General features: G+C 43.3%; 20 protein-coding genes and 2 riboswitches. Of the genes, 1 reads left to right on the top strand and 19 read right to left on the bottom strand.

Annotation, left to right across the window (positions count from 1 at the left end):
- Positions 1-61: 61 nt before the first annotated feature.
- Genes queE through queF form a run of 4 tightly spaced genes read right to left on the bottom strand, consistent with a single transcriptional unit; the run spans position 62 to position 2424 of the window.
- On the bottom strand, positions 62-784 hold the full coding sequence (gene queE / locus MHI15_RS20675) for a 7-carboxy-7-deazaguanine synthase QueE (RefSeq protein WP_076279356.1): 723 nt from the start codon (positions 782-784) through the stop codon (positions 62-64).
- Positions 777-1259 (bottom strand): 6-pyruvoyl trahydropterin synthase family protein, encoded by a 483-nt coding sequence (locus tag MHI15_RS20670; RefSeq protein WP_036687544.1) that lies wholly within the window; start codon positions 1257-1259, stop codon positions 777-779. Before MHI15_RS20670 ends, queE begins: the two co-directional genes overlap by 8 nt.
- The gene (gene queC, locus MHI15_RS20665; protein WP_341164994.1) at positions 1259-1927 is read right to left on the bottom strand and encodes a 7-cyano-7-deazaguanine synthase QueC; all 669 of its coding nucleotides are present in this window, start codon (positions 1925-1927) and stop codon (positions 1259-1261) included. Before queC ends, MHI15_RS20670 begins: the two co-directional genes overlap by 1 nt.
- A gap of 23 nt (positions 1928-1950) precedes the next feature.
- Positions 1951-2424: a preQ(1) synthase gene (gene queF, locus MHI15_RS20660; RefSeq protein WP_036687775.1), complete on the bottom strand. Its 474-nt coding sequence runs from the start codon at positions 2422-2424 to the stop codon at positions 1951-1953.
- Between the two features lie 163 nt (positions 2425-2587).
- A riboswitch (PreQ1 riboswitch) is annotated at positions 2588-2631 on the bottom strand.
- Between the two features lie 317 nt (positions 2632-2948).
- On the opposite strand from queF, the gene MHI15_RS20655 reads away from it, so the two are divergent.
- Positions 2949-3284 carry a hypothetical protein gene (locus tag MHI15_RS20655; RefSeq protein WP_339187206.1) on the top strand — a complete coding sequence of 112 codons (336 nt, stop codon included), beginning with the start codon at positions 2949-2951 and terminating at the stop codon, positions 3282-3284.
- A gap of 64 nt (positions 3285-3348) precedes the next feature.
- Here MHI15_RS20655 and murB read toward each other — a convergent pair whose 3' ends face one another.
- From murB to MHI15_RS20580, 15 genes are all read right to left on the bottom strand, one after another.
- On the bottom strand, positions 3349-4260 hold the full coding sequence (gene murB, locus MHI15_RS20650; protein WP_076106777.1) for a UDP-N-acetylmuramate dehydrogenase: 912 nt from the start codon (positions 4258-4260) through the stop codon (positions 3349-3351).
- A gap of 150 nt (positions 4261-4410) precedes the next feature.
- Positions 4411-5211: an ABC transporter ATP-binding protein gene (locus tag MHI15_RS20645; protein ID WP_341164776.1), complete on the bottom strand. Its 801-nt coding sequence runs from the start codon at positions 5209-5211 to the stop codon at positions 4411-4413.
- A gap of 55 nt (positions 5212-5266) precedes the next feature.
- Positions 5267-6301 (bottom strand): FecCD family ABC transporter permease, encoded by a 1035-nt coding sequence (locus tag MHI15_RS20640; protein WP_076126695.1) that lies wholly within the window; start codon positions 6299-6301, stop codon positions 5267-5269.
- Positions 6301-7356: a FecCD family ABC transporter permease gene (locus MHI15_RS20635; RefSeq protein ID WP_076217749.1), complete on the bottom strand. Its 1056-nt coding sequence runs from the start codon at positions 7354-7356 to the stop codon at positions 6301-6303. The genes MHI15_RS20640 and MHI15_RS20635 overlap by 1 nt, the downstream gene beginning before the upstream one ends.
- Positions 7357-7576: 220 nt before the next feature.
- On the bottom strand, positions 7577-8584 hold the full coding sequence (locus tag MHI15_RS20630; RefSeq protein WP_341164775.1) for an iron-hydroxamate ABC transporter substrate-binding protein: 1008 nt from the start codon (positions 8582-8584) through the stop codon (positions 7577-7579).
- A gap of 203 nt (positions 8585-8787) precedes the next feature.
- Positions 8788-10605 carry an APC family permease gene (locus tag MHI15_RS20625; protein ID WP_076126699.1) on the bottom strand — a complete coding sequence of 606 codons (1818 nt, stop codon included), beginning with the start codon at positions 10603-10605 and terminating at the stop codon, positions 8788-8790.
- A 124-nt stretch (positions 10606-10729) separates the two neighbouring features.
- Positions 10730-10889: riboswitch (cyclic di-AMP (ydaO/yuaA leader) on the bottom strand.
- Positions 10890-11083: 194 nt separating this feature from the next.
- Entirely contained in the window at positions 11084-11548 is a 465-nt protein-coding gene (locus MHI15_RS20620; RefSeq protein ID WP_076126701.1) for a disulfide oxidoreductase, read from the bottom strand.
- Complete coding sequence (locus tag MHI15_RS20615; RefSeq protein ID WP_076126808.1) at positions 11545-12261, bottom strand: DsbA family protein; 717 nt, start codon at positions 12259-12261, stop codon at positions 11545-11547. Before MHI15_RS20615 ends, MHI15_RS20620 begins: the two co-directional genes overlap by 4 nt.
- Before the next feature lie 197 nt (positions 12262-12458).
- Positions 12459-13775, bottom strand: coding sequence for a hemolysin family protein (locus MHI15_RS20610; protein WP_036687555.1), 1317 nt, complete (start codon positions 13773-13775; stop codon positions 12459-12461).
- A gap of 314 nt (positions 13776-14089) precedes the next feature.
- A complete protein-coding gene (gene gerQ / locus MHI15_RS20605) occupies positions 14090-14554 on the bottom strand; it encodes a spore coat protein GerQ (RefSeq protein WP_036687556.1) in 465 nt (154 codons plus the stop codon).
- 144 nt (positions 14555-14698) lie between these two features.
- Positions 14699-15130: a cell wall hydrolase gene (locus tag MHI15_RS20600; RefSeq protein ID WP_076126705.1), complete on the bottom strand. Its 432-nt coding sequence runs from the start codon at positions 15128-15130 to the stop codon at positions 14699-14701.
- Between the two features lie 786 nt (positions 15131-15916).
- Positions 15917-16309 carry a DUF2500 domain-containing protein gene (locus tag MHI15_RS20595; RefSeq protein WP_076190442.1) on the bottom strand — a complete coding sequence of 131 codons (393 nt, stop codon included), beginning with the start codon at positions 16307-16309 and terminating at the stop codon, positions 15917-15919.
- 194 nt (positions 16310-16503) lie between these two features.
- Positions 16504-16680: a hypothetical protein gene (locus MHI15_RS20590; protein WP_169744776.1), complete on the bottom strand. Its 177-nt coding sequence runs from the start codon at positions 16678-16680 to the stop codon at positions 16504-16506.
- A gap of 223 nt (positions 16681-16903) precedes the next feature.
- The gene (locus tag MHI15_RS20585) at positions 16904-18193 is read right to left on the bottom strand and encodes a VPS10 domain-containing protein (RefSeq protein WP_081386226.1); all 1290 of its coding nucleotides are present in this window, start codon (positions 18191-18193) and stop codon (positions 16904-16906) included.
- A 30-nt stretch (positions 18194-18223) separates the two neighbouring features.
- Positions 18224-19606, bottom strand: coding sequence for an amino acid permease (locus tag MHI15_RS20580; protein ID WP_076126707.1), 1383 nt, complete (start codon positions 19604-19606; stop codon positions 18224-18226).
- Between the last annotated feature and the right edge of the window lies 1 nt (position 19607).

Genomic DNA, 19607 nt, shown 5'->3' with positions numbered 1-19607 from the left:
AAATGTTAAAAATAAAAACCGAGTATCTGTAAGCAGATACCCGGACGATTTCATCAATCTTTTACTTGCCACGCTTATTATGCCAGATCAATGCATGCAGCTGTGGAAGTACACGAACCTTGTTCATATCCGAATCCACGATTACTTTATTAAACAACCACTCCAGCCTTCCCAGAAGTCGAGCAGAAATGTTGCCCTCTTCCGTGACATCATCATTACCAGGCTGCAGAAAGAGCTGCACATTCGGATATCGCTGGTGAACGTTTTTCGCATAATCAAAATCCTTATCATCAAACACTACGACCTTCAAGCTATGCGTAGAACGACCCAGTTTCTCCATCTTACTCATGATGTTATCTAGCATTTCCCAATTCGTTGTCATTCCTGAGCTTGGGGGTTTAGGACTGATTGTCAGCACATCCACGTCATTGAACCAATCCTGCCATTTACTCCCCTGAGTTTCTATCGCTGCTTTTATTCCACGCTCATGAAGCAGTTTGATGAAGGTACCCATTCCTTCACCAATCAAGGCAGGATTACCGCCTGAAATCGTAACACAGTCGAAATTATCTCCAGCTAATGCCAATAATTCATTTATGATTTCTTCTGCTTCCATCATGCGAACCTTATTCTTAGCCGTACCATCCCAAGTAAAAGCGGAGTCACACCAGCCGCAACGATAATCGCAGCCATAGGTGCGGACAAACATTGTCTTCACTCCAATTACCGCACCTTCGCCTTGAATAGTTGGACCGAACATTTCAATGACAGGAATCTTACTCACAGTCACAGCCTCCATACAAACGGTAGGATGGCCCTTCATCCGGAACATCTTCAGCCAGCACCTCTGCCCAAGAGGTTGGAGTCTCCCATAGCTTTACCGAGTACAAAGGCAACCCTGCTTGCTTAAGCTTGTAGGCAATATATGAAGACATATTCTCTACTGTGGTGCGGAAAGACAATAAGGCTACTTTGGAGCCCGTATTCGTTAACGTCTCTAACACAGGTTCATTTCCCATGGCAAGAAAAGCGTGATCTAAACGATCTACAAGGCTTTGTTGTACTGTCATTTTGATATCGCTGAAATCAATGACGAAACCTTCATCCGAGTGGCCTTCCGCGGCCATAGGTTTGCCCTTAAGCACTACTTCGAGCTTATAAGTATGTCCGTGCAGGTTGCTGCATTTCCCTTTGTGTCCCACTAACTGGTGTGCCGCATCGAACGTAAATATTTTGCAGACTGAAACCTCGTTAAGCATTAAGAACCGGCCTCCATTCTCTCCGCCTCATATTGCTCAAGACCACGCTGACGCAATAGACAGGCTGGACAAGTACCGCAGCCACTGCCAATAATACCGTTGTAACAGGTCAGTGTGTGTTCGCGAACATAATCAAAATACCCCAGTTCATCGGCCATTTTCCACGTTTCTTTTTTATCCAGCCACATTAGGGGAGTGTGGATCGCAAACTCATAGTCCATAGATAAGTTCAGCGTAACATTCAATGATTTCACAAAAACATCACGGCAGTCCGGATAACCGCTAAAGTCCGTTTGGCAAACCCCAGTGACGATATGGGAGTACCCCAGTTGTTTAGCTAATATTGCGGCAAAAGATAAAAACAACAAATTCCGTCCATCGACGAAAGTACTTGGAAGCTCATCCCCTTCACCAGCCACGATATCTATATCCTGACGGGTAAGTGCATTGGGTGCCAGCTGATTGAGCAGCCCCAGATCAAGAATATGCTGTTTTACATTAAACTTAGCTGCTATCTCTGTTGCAACTTCGATTTCAGCCGCATGACGTTGATTATAGTTGAAAGTAACTACCTGCACTTCCTCATAATGCTGCAATGCCCAAACCAGGCAAGTGGTGCTATCTTGTCCGCCGCTGAATACGACGAGTGCTTTTTTGTTCATATGAATCTCTCCTTATCACAAGTTGGAATTTAGCGGTTGTCCACTTTTTCTGGATAGAGGTCGTGATTGATTAAGCGGTGTTCCGCCATCGCCTCATACTTCGTACCCGGTCTTCCATAGTTGCAATAAGGATCAATTGAAATGCCTCCGCGCGGAGTGAACTTACCCCATACCTCAATGTAACGCGGATCCATCAGAGAGATCAGATCATTCATAATAATGTTGACACAGTCCTCATGAAAATCACCATGGTTGCGGAAGCTAAACAGATACAGCTTTAATGATTTGGACTCCACCATTTTTTGTTCAGGAATATACGAAATATACAGCGTGGCAAAATCCGGCTGACCCGTTACAGGACACAAGCTAGTGAACTCAGGGCAGTTGAATTTAACAAAATAATCACGCCCGGGATGTTTGTTATCAAACACCTCCAGAATGTCTGGATCATAACCAAACTTGTACTGTGTTCCCTGATTACCAAGCAAAGTAACTTCTTGCATTTCCTCTTTCAATCTTCCTTCTGACACGACAAAAAACCCCTCTCTTTTCCTTCGGCCTTGGCCGGTAATGGAAAGAAGAACGAGATTTCGAAAACTTGGCTCCACTAAGAAGAAACGGAAGCAACATCCGGATAAAGGACAGCAACCGCTTGTACTGTTTAATATATTCTTAGTTTTTTATAGAGGGAGTTCGCGAACCTCTCCTGCACAACTTAGCGCAGACTTCTTCTTAAAGCATAAAGCATATTGCGTCTTGAACTATACCATGGGTAGTCTGCTCCTGACAAGTTCTACTCTTTACTGTTACCTTATACAGATCAGCAAATAACTCCAATTTACCGCGGATAGATCTGCGTATGTAGAGTTTATGAAGTTCAAAACAATGCCAATTTGTTCGTGAATTTCTTTTTAATCACATGAACTATTCATATGGTTAATTAAGATGTGGCAAAAAAAAGGATTCAAATCCTAAGAAAGGGGTAACTTATTCATAATAATCTTCGAGCTAAGGGTGGGAGCATTTTATGGAACAAAGTATACAGCAGCTTATGGATTGGCTTAACAATCATTTGAATGAAACAATCGCTATTGAAAAGAAAGAACTTCGTGATCTGGATAAAGTTCATTTCAATTTAGAGGCCGTAGATTTCCGCAGTGCAGACGACGTAATTGATGAATATCTTGGAAGTGCACTGATATTAAGAGGTTTCGGCAGCACACTTAACGCCGATGGTGAACTGGTATCCCTGCCACAATCCACTTATGATTTAGCTGTTGAAGGTCTTCAAATCGTAGACTTAGCCGACCGCAAGGCAGAAATAACTACGGACAGAGCTAATTACATCCTTTCAGTAGATTAAACGAACATGATTATGATAAGCAAAAAGAGCCCACAGCGATCTGCGGGCTCTTTTTGCTTATCATTTATTCTTCTCCAATGATCTCCACTTCAGTTTCCAGCTCTACACCGAATTTATCCTTCACAGTCGCTCTTACATGGTGGATTAGCCCGATGTAATCACTGGCTGTTGCATTATCTGCATTCACAATAAATCCCGCATGCTTCTTGGATACCTCAGCACCGCCGATTCTTGTACCCTGTAAGCCGCTCTCTTGAATTAACTGACCTGCAAAACGGCCTGGAGGCCGCTTAAACACACTCCCACAGGATGGATACTCAAGCGGTTGCTTCGATTCACGTAAATAAGTTAGTTCATCCATTTTTGCCTTGATCGTTAAAACATCACCGGAAGTCATAGCAAATTTGGCCTCAAGTACAATATACTCACCGCTTGCGAATACACTTTTTCTGTATCCCCATTGCAGCTCATCTCCTTGCAGAGTTACCAATTGCCCGTTCTTATTTATAGCTAGTGCACTATGCAGGACATCTTTGATCTCACCGCCATAAGCACCTGCGTTCATATAGAGCGCTCCACCAACTGTTCCTGGAATGCCACAGGCGAACTCAAGACCCGTAAGCTCCTTATCAAGCGCATATCTGGAAACATCAATTATTTTGGCACCACATTGCGCATATAAGAGATTGTCGCGAATTCCCATTTCGGTCAGTCCTGCCGTTTGCAGAACGATTCCACGTACACCTCCATCACGGATAATCACATTGGAGCCATTCCCAAGTACCGTAAGGGTTATCCCATTTTGTTCTGCATATGTAACGATCTTTTGAATTTCATCATAAGTAGCTGGTGCAGCCAAAATATCAGCTTTGCCGCCCATTTTAGTGTACACGTGATCTTTTAAATTCTCATGACTTTTCACTATTCCTGCAGTCATTAGCTGCTCTAGATCATCTTGAATTTTGTCAATATTCATGTTTTCATGCTCCTTTAACCATGTATAAATGATGGTCCTTGATCTATTTTAAAGAGTTATTATGAAATTGTAGGCAACCACAACTGTAACAACGAACAGGCTCCCTTGTCAATGACGGGAGCCTGTTCGTTGTATGTTTTTAGATGATAATTACACAGCTTTATAGGCAGCAAGCTCGTAAGGAAGACACAGTGGCACACCCGTACGTGGATCCGGAACGATATCCGCTTCAATTCCAAACACTTCCCGCAATACATCTGGTGTCATAACCTCAGTAGGTGAGCCTTCGCTAACCACAGTACCGGACTTAATCGCTACCATATGCTGCGCATAACGAGTAGCATGATTCAAATCATGCACGACCATGATAATGGTACGGCCTTCTTCCTCATTCAGCTTTTGCAAAAGTTGAAGAACTTCGAGCTGATGCGCCATATCTAGGAACGTTGTAGGCTCGTCAAGGAATAAAATATCTGTTTCTTGAGCCAACGCCATAGCGATCCAAGCGCGTTGACGTTGTCCACCAGAGAGACGGTCAATAGGGCGATCATGAAAAGATTCCATGCCCGTAACAGAGATGGCGTTGGAGATGATGTTGCGATCCTCTGCGGTCATCGTGCCAAATCCTTTTTGATGAGGGAAACGACCGTAGCTGACCAGCTCAGATACCGTCAGACCGTCAGGAGCCGTTGGGTTCTGCGGTAGAATCGCTAGCTGACGAGCAACCTCTTTAGTTGAAAAGTTATGGATCGATTTGCCGTCCAGCATTACGGTGCCACTCTTCGGCTTCATAATCCGGGCCATCGTTTTGAGGATTGTAGATTTACCGGAGCCGTTAGCGCCCACTAGTGCGGTGATTTTCCCCGTAGGGATAGACAAGTTCAATCCCCTAACTATAGTAGCCTCAGCATACCCAATACTTAATTCTTCTGTATTCAAACGTTCTGACATGATCTACAACTCCCTTAAAAGTTTTATGGAGCTATGCTCCTAAGTATGAACTAATTTACGCTTTCGACTTGGCGAGTAAATATAAAAAGTAAGGTGCGCCAATAATCGCAACCACAATGCCAGTAGGAACTTCGGCAGGTTGCAATACCCATCTACCAATGGTATCAGCGGTAATCATAAGAAGCGCCCCTGTCAAAGCACTAGCAGGTAATAACACCTGATGACGGGGTCCCACCAGCCTGCGAGCCAGGTGTGGTGCTATCAGGCCGACGAAGCCAATACCTCCACTTACCGCGACGCAGGAGCCGGCAAGCGCTACGGCTGTTACCAGAAGGAGAATACGTTCCTTCTCCACACGCATTCCTAGACCTAATGAAGTATGGTCCCCTAGATTCAATACATTTAGAACCCGGGCTTTATAGAAGGCGAACGGTAACAGAATCGCGATCCAAGGCAGCAAAGCAAGGACGAATCTCCAATCCCCACCCCATATTTTCCCGGCGATCCAAGTAGCTACAAATTGATAATTATTAGGATCAAGCCTAAGTGCCAATACAAGCTGGCAAGCATTGATTCCTGCAGCGACCGCAATCCCGATAAGGATCAGCCTTGTAGGAGACAGACCATCTGCCTTCCGGTAGGCAAGAATATAGATTAAAGCTGCGGTCAGGCCAGCCCCACCAAGTGCTAGGAGAGGCAAGACAAATACCGGAGCTGCTGTTGTAGCCGGAAAAAACGAGATAAAAATGATTACCGCAAAACCTGCACCAGCACTTATGCCCAGCGTAGCCGGTTCAGCGAGTGCATTACGTGCGAGACTTTGTAGAATACAGCCCGATACTGCAAAGCCCGCTCCAACTAACAATGAAATTACGATGCGGGGTAATCTGAAATCAAATAAAATAAGCTTTTGCTGATGTGTTCCATCACCCATGAGTGTATGTAATACCTCTAGTGGGGATAGACGCATAAACCCTGTATTCATACTGACTATAAACACAACGACGATCAGTATAGCAAGGAGTGATAACACCGTTAGGGCGCGTGTGCGGCGTTCTTTTTCATCTGGAGTAAGGGTTAATTTGGGCATTACAGCTCCCCCTTCCGTTTACTCGCTAAATAAATAAAGAACGGTACGCCGATGATGGCAATTAAGGCTCCTAGCGGTGTCTCATACGGTGCATTTATCATTCTTGCGGCAATATCTGCAAAGATAATCAATAAGCTCCCTAGAACTGCGGAGCAAGGGATAATCCAGCGGTAGTCCACTCCAACGAAATAACGAGTAACATGTGGAATAATTAGTCCTATAAAAGCAATCGGGCCAACCGTTGAAACCGCACTTCCAGCTAAGATAACCACAACAATCATACATGCCAATTGAACTAACCTTGTCCGCTGCCCCAGACCAACCGCTACTTCTCTTCCTAAGCTGAGCAATGTGACGGATCGTGATAACATCATCGCTGCAATTAAGGCTACGGCCACCCAAGGGAATATAATCTTGATCTGAGTCCAGCTAGCTCCCCCCATCCCACCAGCTAACCAGAAGGCTATGTCCTGAGATAAGTTGAAAAGAATAGCTACTCCCTGACTAATAGCAACCAATAAAGCACTAACTGCCGAACCTGCTAATGTCAATCGCAAGGGGGTCAGGCCATTAAAAGAAAGCGAACCGATTCCGAATACGATAAAAGAGGCCACAGCGGCACCGATAAAGCAATACAACATTAGTGATGTGAATGAGAGTGAGGGTGCAAAAGCAAATACTATGGCCAGCGCTACCCCTGCTCCTGCATTCAAACCTAACAGCCCTGAATCCGCAAGCGGGTTTCTTGTCATCCCCTGCATGATAGCCCCTGCTACTGCGAAGCAAGCACCGACTAAGGCGCCAGCAATAGCACGTGGAAATCGCAGTTCTCTAATCACCTGATGTTTTTGTAAATCTGGATTGAAATGAAATATAGCTTCCCATACCGTAGCTAACTTGATATCTGCCGCACCCACTGAGACCGAAAGTGCCAATCCGAAGGCAATGGCAGCAAGTCCAAAAATAAGAATACCAATGGCAGCTGCCGGTCGGGTATGTAGAGCTTTTTTGGGTTCATTTTTAATACGATTTGCGAAATCTGAGGGTGAAACCATGAGTCGTCTCCTTATTCAATAGTTACAATGGTTTATATGATAACAACAATCATTCTCATTATCGCAAAAATATTTATGTTGTACAATTGCAGGAACGATTTTTCCGTACTATGGGATTGGTTTATAAAAAAATGGTGCAGATCTTTGTATCCCGAGATACTTGATCTGCACGCCCTTCCCCACCGAAATGATCAGTCTCATTCATGGTGAATTACGACTTTTATTTCACAAGACTTTTTAGCACATCGTCAATGATTTTGCTGCCAGCGTTCGCCCCACTGTAAAGCCAACTGCTTGTTGAGCTCATTTCATGCACATTTCCAGCTTTTACAGCTGGGATGCCCTTCCAGATTGCACTATCTAGGATCTCCGAACCCTCAGTCTTATCACTATTTACAAGGAAAATATGATCTGCGGTCAGCTCAGAAAGCTTCTCTAGCGAGATCGGATTCCAAGTTGCTCTTGTTCCTACTGGGATCTCTGTTACTAAGTTAGGCAGCGTTACGCCAAGGTCTGTATATAATACAGCTCCACTGCTGCGGGTTTCGTCTACAATATAGAAGTTTTTTTGCACCAACCATAGAATAGCCGCGGACTCTTGTCCAATAGCTCCTGTAAGCTGTTCTTTCGCAGCCGCTGCTTTAACATCATAATCATTAATGGCTTTTTCTGCTTCAGGGGTTTTGTTCAAAATCTCACCCATCTTGAGCAACGATTTGCGCCAATCTTGATTTAGTTCATCCCCAATTACATAAGTGGGTGCAATCTTATTCAACTGATCGTAAATCCCGTTCTGAACAGAAGACTCCGATGGGATGATAATAAGATCCGGAGCAAAGCTGGTTACAGCCTCTAACGGAAGGTCGTAACTAATTGTAGGAACATCCTTCAATTCAGTGGCCAGATAATCCTGAACGCCATTTGTAACTGACCATTGAGCTACTGGAGTTACACCCAGAGTTACCAAAGAGTCTTCCAAATATGAACCCAGAACGCGCTGTGGATTAGCCGGAATCGTTACTTTATGACCCATTGCATCTGTTAACGTCTTAGGTGCAGCAGGTGCCTCTGTAGATTCTGCTGTAGGCGCTGTTGTAGGCGCTGTTCCTGCATTTGATGAGCTTTCAGCATTATTATTACCACAAGCGGAAAGTATTAGCGTCATCACTATTAGTCCGCTCATCGTCACTTTCATGCTTCCTGATCTTTTTCTGTTAAGCCAAAACATTAAAAACCCTCCTATATGTAACTGCTTTGATATTCAAAGGTGACCTTTACCTCTGCTTCACTTTTAAATGATATTGATTCTCATTCTCTGTGTCAACATATAAATTTCAAATTCTGTGGATTTGCAACAATTTCCTTCATATAAAATACAAAAGAGGTTATATTCCGAACGTTCCGGATATAACCTCATCTTTAATCTTCTACTTATTTATTTAAATGATACGGGACAGTCGCTACTACAACGTCCTTTTGATTCATTAGATACGAGCGGATTAAAAAGCTGGTCTGATTATGAAGCACGGCTTGCCACCAATGTTTGGTAATAAACTGTGGAATCAGAATCGTGATGTGATCCGTCGCAGCGGTCTTCCACTCTACCGTATCGATAAACTTCACTAACGGACGAATGATACTACGATATCTGGAACGAAGTACAATCAGGCGTACACCTGGATTCCATTCCTCCCACCGTTGCTCCATCTTATGAATGTCTTCTTCATCAAAGCCTACATACACAGCAACAACATTATCTGTTAGAGACTTCGCATAGCTGATGGAATGTAATACAGCACGTGTAACCCCTGCAACAGGAACAACTACAGTACTTCCTTTAATTACAGGTTTATCCGTAGCCGGACATATACGCAGTTGATCCGCAGTGTTCAAATAGTGCTTATGAATACGGTGGAACACGAACATTACAGCAGGTAAGAAAATGAATGCCATCCATACGCTCGAGAATTTAGTAATGATAAATATAAGCGTAATCGTCAATGTAGTCAGCATACCGATGGTATTTACTACAAATCTTTTCACCCATCCAGCGGGTCTTGTTTTGATCCAATGCACCATCATCCCCAGTTGGGATAAGGTAAAAGGAATGAACACGCCTACCGCATATAGTGGAATCAAACCTTCCGTATTCCCATGGAATGCAGTCACAAGTATGATAGACATAACTCCTAGAAAAATAATGCCGTTTGAGAAGCCAAGGCGGTCACCACGGACCATAAATGCATGTGGCAGATATTTATCTTTTGCAAACATAAAGGCAAGCAGCGGAAACGCTGAATATGCTGTATTAGCTGCCAAGAACAAAATCACTGCTGTAATCCCTTGAATGAAAAAGTACAATCCGCCACGGCCAAAGGTCGATTCAGCGATCTGAGAGACAACCGTAGCCTTTTCATCTGGCACAATCCCATACCAATACGCCAGCACAGTGATTCCGGTAAACATAAAGCCAAGGATAAGTCCCATGATCATTAGCGTCTTGGCTGCATTCTTCTCAGCGGGTGCTTTAAAGTTTGGGATCGCATTAGATACGGCCTCAACCCCCGTTAGGGCTGAACAACCAGAGCTAAACGCTTTTAATAGTAGAAACAAACTTACATTAGATACGGCGCTGCCTATTTCAGGAACATTCGCATGCGCGCCACCCATTGCATATTTAACGATACCGGAGATAATCAGAACAACAATCGAAACCACAAACAAATACACTGGAATTGCGATAAATGAAGCCGATTCAGTCACTCCGCGAAGATTAATGATTGTTAATAAAACGATAACAGATACAGCGATGAGAACAGTATGATTATGAAGACTTGGAAAAGCCGATGTGATCGCATCCGTCCCTGCCGAGGCACTAACCGCTACGGTAAGAATGTAATCCACCAATAATGAACCCCCAGCGAGCAGCCCTGTCGGAATACCAAGATTACTCTTGGCTACGATATAAGCTCCGCCTCCTTGCGGATAAGCAAAAATCGTCTGCCGATAGGATAAAATCAGGATGGCCAGCAGGCCCAATACGGCTAATGCAATTGGCAGGGAATACCAGATGGCAGTAAACCCGGCAGCCACTAGTACAATCAGAATTTGTTCCGTTCCGTAGGCTACAGACGAGAGCGCATCAGAAGACAGAACAGCCAGTGCTTTAACCTTGGATAACTTTTCATGATCGAGTTCATTCGACTTCATCGGACGTCCGATCAATAGTCGTTTTACCTTGCTTACCATGGTGGATACAGTTCCTTTCTTTGGGAGCTGAAACGGAATTTCCGTGCGCTGTTTTCATCGGTGGATTTCATAAATGCAGACACAAAAATAAGCATACGGAAATGATCCGCATGCTTATGCATGGTCATTTTCCCACCTTGCTTACGAGGTTAGCTGGCGGATTCGGGCTGTGGTTATAGCCCTACGGAAGAGGTCTGTTCGACCCGGTTCCGATTCACCCCATTGGCATGAATGCCAAGTTTGGTTCCCCCGTTTTTCCTAAGAAAATTCAGCGCATATTCAACTTCTCACAAGGTCTAATATTAGTCTACAAAGTGCCTACAGTAAAGCGTTGAAAAAAATGAAAAAAGAATGAAAAAACATCCAATAAGCTCAAATATAGCGTCTTATTGGATGCTCTCTTTCATTATCTTCAATTATCCCTCTAGCCCGTGATTTTAATACCTTTTCAGCTTTTTTGTACCTTCCAAAGTTAAAACTAAAATCCTAAGCTCTCCTCAGCATCTACTTCAATCACTTCTTCTTCCCTACGTCCATACCAAAGAAGGAGACTTATTAGAGCAAACGCTATTAAAGCTAACAAAGGAATCGTTATAAATCCGAAGTAGTTCAAGTAATCTTTATTACAAGGAACACCAACTGTACAAGGTAGAACTTTACTTAACGCTGGAATCTTCTGTTCCGCATAATGATAGATTGAGATACTGCCACCAATCAAACTTAATGGAAGCACATAAGGAATGATGCGCTTATCTCCACGGAAAGTGGCAATTCCCAACAAAAATAACTGCGGATACATAAAAATCCGCTGAAACCAGCAAAGCTTACAAGGTTCATACTTCAAGACTTCACTTAAATACAAGCTACCAGCTACAGCAACCAAAGAGACGAACCAGGCCAGATAGAGGCAGTTACGCTTGCAAAAAGATAGGAATTTTGTCACTTTGCCTCCACTGCTTTTGCGGCGGTGTTAATTTCAGATGTAATCGCTTCAATATCGAAAGGTTCAGCCGTTTTCACTCCATTAATGTAGAGCGAAGGCGTAGTTGTCACGCCTGCGTCAGTTGCCAACTGAATGTCTTTCTTCAGCTCATCTGCATAAGTTTTCTCTTGGATGTCTTTACGCAATAGATCGTAATCGATCGCTAATTTCTCTTTTTCAGCAAGGCTTACCAAGAAATCCTCAGTGGCCCATTCCACACTCTCATCCCCTTGCTGCGCATACACAGCATCATAGAACTTCCAGAATTCATCCTTATTCTGATGGTATACAGACAATGCAGCTAGTGAAGCTGTCTCAGAGTCAGGACCAACGAAAGCCATATTTACAAAGTAAAGAGCTGCTTTTCCCTCGTTGACAAAATCTTGAACAATTTTCGGTTTCATGGAGCCAGCAAATTGGGAACAAGCTGGACATTTGAAATCACCAAATTCAACAAGCTTAACAGGTGCATCCTCATTACCAATCCTAGGTAGCTCACTATAATTGAATTCTACCGGTTCTCCTGTAGAGACATTCTTTGCTGCATCTTTCGAAGCTAACATAAACAATCCAACAAAAATGATAACTACTACAGCTATTGAACTAATAACTAAAATTCTCGTTTTCTGCTTCTGTTGCTCCTGTTCTACCCGTCGTTTCTCTTGTTTGCTCAACTGGGGAACATTTGGACTTTTTTTAGGTTTACTCAAGGAGAATTCCTTTCTGTCCTCTAGGGACTAATGTAGTTTTTATCATATACATTTAAAATTATATAATTATTAATCTCTTTTTGGCAAACAGTATGGTCAAAAAAAACAGCGTAACTCCAAAAGGAGAAACGCTGCTCTTATTTTAAAAATATATAATTCCATTAAGCTCCAGCTTCTTCATTCAATAACTGTAACCGCAATAGCTTAATTCGAGAAATTCGCTTATTCTCAGTCTCTTCTACAATAAATAGATGATCATCAAATTCTACGGATTGCCCTTTTTGAGGTGGATTAACCTCCAATTTAGAATACAGCCAGCCGCCTATCGTATCGTAATCCTCAGTCTCCATATGAAGACCTAAAAGATCATTAATCTCTTCAATAAGCATCAAACCGTCAATGGAGTGTTCATCCTCGCCAAGCTTCTCAACACCGGGACGTTCCTCATCAAATTCATCCTGAATTTCTCCAACAATTTCCTCCATGATATCTTCCAGTGTCACCATTCCTGAAGTACCCCCATACTCATCGATCAATATGGCGATTTGTGTCTTCGCACGCTGCATAACTTTCAGCAAAGCACTAATCTGAATGGATTCCGGCACGGTCAATATTGGACGAATTAATTTCTGATAACTTTGTGGACGATCCTTAATTAAGTCCTTTATATGGATGAAGCCTAAAATATGATCCTTATCACCGTCACAGACGGGATAACGTGTCCTCATGCCATCATAGGCAATCTCAAGGTTCTCCTCAGCAGAAACATGATTATTCAGACAGATCATCTCTGTCCGCGGAATCATGATCTCCCGAGCCATGGTATCCACAAATTCAAAAATATTGTCAACTAACGCCATTTCAGTATTATCGATAAAGCCGCTTTTGTTACTTTCCTGCATGATAATACGAATTTCTTCTTCCGTATGCGCCGTTCCCAGCTCTGAAGCCGGGGCTAATCGGAAAATTTGCAGTAAACCACGCGCCAGCCCATTAACGATCCATATCACTGGATACATGATTTTGTAAAATACATTCATCGGTCCTGCTGTTAGTAAAAGGACAGATTCAGCCTTGTTAACAGCAATGGTCTTAGGTGCAAGCTCACCTAATACGATATGCAAGATAGTAATGAACATAAGAGCAATAACCAAAGATACAACATTAACAGCAGTTTCTCCTAAACCTATGCTTCCTAATAAAGGCCCGATAAGATTAGCTATAGCTGGTTGACCCAGCCACCCTAATGCAAGCGAAGCCAATGTAATGCCGAGCTGACAGGCTGAGAGATAGCCATCCAGGTTGCTGACAATGCTTTTTGCATTAAAAGCTTTTTTACTACCTTCTTCAATCAGGGTATCAATTCTACCACTTCGTACTTTCACCATTGCATATTCGACTGAAACAAAAAATCCGTTTAACAATACCAACAAAATAATAAGACCAACATGTAATATACCGGGTAAAGGGTCGCTCAATTTATACTCCTATCCACCATTTTCCGTACATGGATGGATAGGCCCACCTCCTTCGTTTTTTCAGAGTATTGGCAAAATGCTTGCCGTTTGTTCCTTTCAGTATCAATTTCCCAATGGTTTCATCTCCAGTCTAGAATCACGTTTTTGAATATATACTTTATTATATTAATATATTGGGGCAAACCGCAAGCATGCGTGTCCTTTTGAAAAAAAATGGGCGATTATTATCAAGATTATTCCATAAATTCATCACAAATAAAAAGAACTCCTAACCGTTTGGCGTTGGAGTTCTTCTCATCGAAGATGGATTAAATTTAGCGACAATTTCTCATCGTTGGAGGATTGCCAATTACACCTGGGTATTGGTAAGTAAGGGGCTCATCGAAGGTAGCATAATCAAAATAAATCATAAGTAAGACGGTGCGTTGGCCGGTCGCAGGGTCACTGATAATAATGTGGTCACGGCCTGCCGCTTCCAGCACACCCTTGTAAACTTTGGCATTCCAGTCTTTATTGTTCTCATAAGTAAAATAAAACGTACCTACTTTTCCTAAATTCAGGCGGAAAATATTCTCAATGTAGGATTGTTCGAACGTTTGTGGTGGGTTCTGAACTACTACTCCCCCTGGAGTCATTGGACTGCCACTGCTTACTTGGGGTGGCATGCTGCCCATGCCTTGCATTCCTGATGACATCGGCATTCCGGAAGACATTGGCATACCTGAAGAAGAGACACTACCGATGGTATAAGTTACGGGGCGGTAAGGTTGAACGATCATTTACTGAAACCTCCTAAATGTTTATCAGAGCATAAGCTCCTTTGGACACTACTGAAACTTACATTTGGACACAATTGAAATCAAACTAACTTTCTGTGAGAATTACTCATTTTATTGAGTAATTCTCTTTGCACAGTTACCATGCTAATTGCCGATAAATACAGTCGGGCAATCTTCTCCGGTCGGAGTAAAGAAGCAATGGGCTTTAAAGCGGCCTGTGTTTTGTTGGTTATACCAGGTTGCAGGACAATCACCTGCGGGTCTGAAGAACCACAAAGCATTGGTAGCTGGCCAGGTTCTTTCACCAGCAATTACACGTTTAGCTAGACGGATATCTGCTTCTCTGGCTCGCTGGTAGAAGTATCCCTTCTGCGGCGCTTCGAAACCTCCAGGACTTTGATAGACCATATCATTCACATTCCGAATGTTATTAAAGTCCAAGCAATTGCCAAGAATCCGGTTGACGCCAACATTGCCGACCATGAGCATGCCGAGATCTCCATCTTCCTCAGCTTCCGCTCTCATCAACCGCGCCAGCACCTTCACATCTTCCGAGTTCGTTTTGATGACGGCCACGCTGTCTCCTCCTTGGGGTCACTTCTTGTAGCAACCTCGTTCTTAACTGCATGCTGTATAGTATGTGCATTCGCCTAAGAGGTGACAGTTCCCGCCTATTTTTTAGAGTAGGGATCTTTCCTTTTAACCACTCAGCAAATCCCCATTATCTACACTCTAAGCTGCGTATGTCCGCGCTAAAGCATCAGAGTCGACATCAGTGTTAGAGTCGAATCGGTGCTGGAATTGGTCTCGGTGTTAGCAACAATTATCAACGTCAGCTTCGATGTTCTTGTTAACGACAGCTTTAGCATCAGAGTCCACGTCGGTGGTAGCGTCGAACGGTGCTGGAATCGGGCTCGGTGTTAGCAACAATGTCCACGTTAGATCGATTTTCTTGTTAGCAACTGCGTCAACGTCAGCACCCGCTCAGAAGGCGCTATCGGACACAGCTGACCTTATTCGCGATATTAATCCACTTTTCGGATTCTAACGGACCCCAAAGCCCCTATTGGCCCGCAAAGCACCGATTATAAGCCTCTTTCTAATGAATAGCTGCATTGGAGTCCGAAACTAGGCTCAAAAGACTGTGAATTTGCAAATAACGTCATCTGGGTCCGCAAGGTGAGAGGGTAATGAATATCTGACACTTAATAGATGATCGCACCTACAGTGAGCTTTGAGAGCTACGGTATCAGTGAGCTTTGAGAGCTACAGGATCAATGAGCTTGAATGGTACATAACCAAAACGCAAAACAGCGATCCACCATGAGCATGAGGATCGCTGTTTTGATTTAATACATATGACTACTCCGCAGTTGAGTATTGTGCCTGTCGTTGGAATCCATGATATCTGGTTCCTTGATAAGTAAGCATTCCTCTATCGCCTTCAGCACTCAAGCCATATTCATGGCCATCTACTTTAAATTCCATGCGACTACCGCCCTCCAGCTCGTACGTTAAATAGTAAGTTGTACTAGTACGAGTTGAGCCATTCTCTTCCTGAAGCTGCTGCTGTCGTACTTCAGTCCGTTTGCTAACGATATGCGCAGGGATTGTTAGTATGGGGGAGCCATTGTTCCTGCCCCATTGAAGCAAGCCCCTGCCTGCTGATATAGCAAGAATACCAATCATAACAACGATAAAGATCGGCATCACCGTTCCGGCAAAATCAAACATCCATGAAAGATCCGGGCCCATTCCCATGACAGTTTCCCCCTTCTTCCTCTTGTTATTCAGCCTAATTGCTGCGTTCTGAGTACTTCTGTACATGTATATGCCTCATCTAGTCCAGAAAGCATTAAATAAGTGAGACTAGATGCAAAAAAGACCACTTCGTTTTCTTAGAAATCAAGAATTCGAGTGGTCTCTATACAGAGTTTTCAGTTATTAAATTAAGCATGAACTAGGTCTAGCAATTTCTTAGTTTCGTCCGTCTGATCGTCTAACATTCCATTCTCAGCCCAGCAAGCTCTGCATTGTTCTTCAGTTTCACAAAGATGAGCGTCATCACAGTTGTAGCAAAGTTGCAAAAGGTTTCTTGTCATATAATCTGTTTCGAATGTTTTCATTGTAATCTCTCCTATTCGATGTCTGAGTTTGTGAAAATTTGAACTTGTTTTCTATGTGTTAAATATATCACAGGATTCTTTAAATGTCATGTGATTTTTTTCACATTTATAAAGAAAATTTTAAATAAGTTTTTTCCTTATATTCAATCATTCACAAACAACAATAACCCCCCACTCTTCTAACAACAAAAGAACCTACCATCAGGCAGGTTCTTATTCCTTATTACATTACACGCCAGCTGATACCACCATTCGTAGTCTGTAACAGTATCGAGCGCTTGTCCTCTTTTTTCTCAATCAAAAGCCACCCCACCTCAGTGGAAAAAAACTGCAGCTTTACAATCTCCGGATATTCCAAAAGCTTAGATCGCAGTACACTGCTCTCTTTAAGCGGTAACCAGGTCGCTCCTTGATCAATCGTATGGTAAAGGGTGTCGCCGAGTATGGTCCAACCGATCTGTGAATTCAAAAAAGTCGGAGCAATTAGACGATTAACACCAGCTTGTGCGTTCAATCCAAAGGAAGCGAATTTCCAATTAGCGCCGCCGTTAGCTGTAAAATATCCATGGTAAGTGATCGTTTTTTCTTTATCCTTTTGACAGCCAACAGACATCCAACCAGTAGACTTAGTAGCATCGAAGAACTCCGGTTTGCCAGTAATTACTCGGTCACAATCTTCTAAACGTTCGTTAACTAGAAAAGCTGGCCCGAGACTCCAGCTCTTACCGCCATCTTTTGTCATAAAGATTTTGGGAAGAGCACCTGTCTGTAGTGTCACAAATCCATGTGTACTATTGCGAAAAATCATTCCAGTGGTGACCCCGGCAAACGGTATCGAATCATTTGGGAAATTCGGATTGTATTGCTCATTCTGCATCACTTCTTCCCAAGTGGCCCCACCGTCTGTCGTTGAAAAAAGTGCCTTGTTCTCTTTATTGGAAGAAGCGTTCCATGAGGTCATCAGCCAACCCTTTCTGGGTGAGTTGAAATATACAGAGGATACTGTATTCACATCTCCTAAAGATGAGATTTTCCAGCTTTGGCCACCATCTGTGGTTCGCAGCACAATCGTTTCTGTCGAGCCAAAAGCACTTCTTATAATCCAACCATGAGATGGATCCGTGAAGAAAATCCCCTTCCCATACACAGGATTGGAGAGGAACTGCACATTTGGTGCTGGTGAAATATTAGCCCAAGTTGCTCCGTTATCCCGGGTCAAGTACAACCGGAGTTCGTTTTTGGTAACCCCCCAGGCCAGACCCTCACTTTCACTAAGCAGCTGAAAATCTGTAAGACGAGTCTGAATTTGATATTTCGGAGCGCTATCATTGTCAATATGATTGGCGTCTGGAGTAATCAGGGTTATCGTCTGTCCTTCTTCAGGTGCCTCTGTCGGCTGGGGCTGCTGAGTAGGTTCCGGGGGAGGAGATGAACAAGCCGTGACCACCCACGCTAACAAAATCAGCATCAATATTAATCTTATTCCCTTCAATCCAGCAATCTTAGATGCCAATAACCTCTCTCCTCTCGGATGGATTGAATCTTATTTATGATTCAAATTACTATTACGATAGCCATATAGTGCATAGATTAGAAGTCCAACAACTGTCCAAATTAGAAAACCAATCCAAGTCTCACTTCCTAGATTATACATCAAAATACCACAAGTTGCCGCACTTAACAGCGGAATGAAAGGTACCCAAGGAACTCTGAACCCTCTTTTTAAATCCGGATGAATATATCTAAGCGCGATTACCCCTAAAGACACTACAAAAAAGGCAAACAATGTTCCTATGCTTGTCAGATTTGCCAACCGGTCCAGTGGGATGAAACCCGTTAACACAGCTATTAAGATACCTACCATCCATGTGCTTCGTACAGGTACCTGTGTTTTAGCATTAATCTTAGATAAACTTATGGGCAGCAGGCCATCACGTGAGATGGCAAATAACAGCCGAGTTTGACCGAATAACATCACGAGCAGTACCGTAGTCATTCCCGCAATGGCTCCAACAGAGATCAGACCGGCAATCATATCCTGATTTACAAAGCGAAGCGCATAAGATACAGGATCACTAACATTGAGATCAGTATATGGAACAATACCCGTTAATACGAGTGAGACAAGAACGTACAAGACCGTACAGATAGCAAGGGATGAAATAATTCCAATCGGCAAATCGCGTTGGGGTCTTTTCACCTCTTCAGCAGCGGTTGCTAGCGCATCAAAACCTATGTAGGCAAAAAACACTGTGGCCGCGCCATTGATCACGCCATGGTACCCAAAAGGGAGAAACGGAGTCCAGTTCTCTGGCTTCACATAGAAAAATCCTGTTACGATAAATAGAAGCACCACTGCTATTTTGATAAAAACCATGATTGCGTTAAAGCGTGCCGTTTCCTTGGTTCCCCGAGTCAGTAAATAGGAAATCAACAAAATGATGATTACTGCAGGCAGATTTATTATTGTACCCGCTTCTGCATTATAAGCCCCCGATAGTGCGGTTGGAAGATGTATCCCAAAGCCCTCTAATAACCCCTGAAAATACCCTGACCAACCGCTGCTTACAGCCGCTGCGGCAACTCCGTATTCCAAGACAAGATCCCAGCCTAAGATCCAAGCTAATAGTTCTCCAAAGGCTACATAACTATAAGCATAAGCACTCCCGGAAACAGGAATGGTCGAAGCAAATTCCGAATAACATAATGCCGAGAGCACACAGGCAAACGCCGCTAGTAAAAAAGAAATTATAAGACCAGGACCTGCATGTTCTGCTGCGGCAACTCCTGTCATTACAAAAATACCTGTGCCGATAATGGCTCCTACCCCAAGCATTGTTAGATCCAGGGCACCCAACGTCTTGTTTAACTGCGTCCCCTCAGAACTTGTGGGTATGTGTAGAGCCTTTTTACGAAATAAATCCATC

The sequence above is a fragment of the Paenibacillus sp. FSL H7-0918 genome (genome assembly GCF_038007025.1).
In the GTDB taxonomy this organism is placed as follows: Bacteria; Bacillota; Bacilli; order Paenibacillales; family Paenibacillaceae; genus Paenibacillus_AQ; species Paenibacillus_AQ odorifer.
The sequence above is the reverse complement of the archived record's forward strand: the minus strand, read 5'-3'. Positions and strand labels throughout refer to the sequence as shown.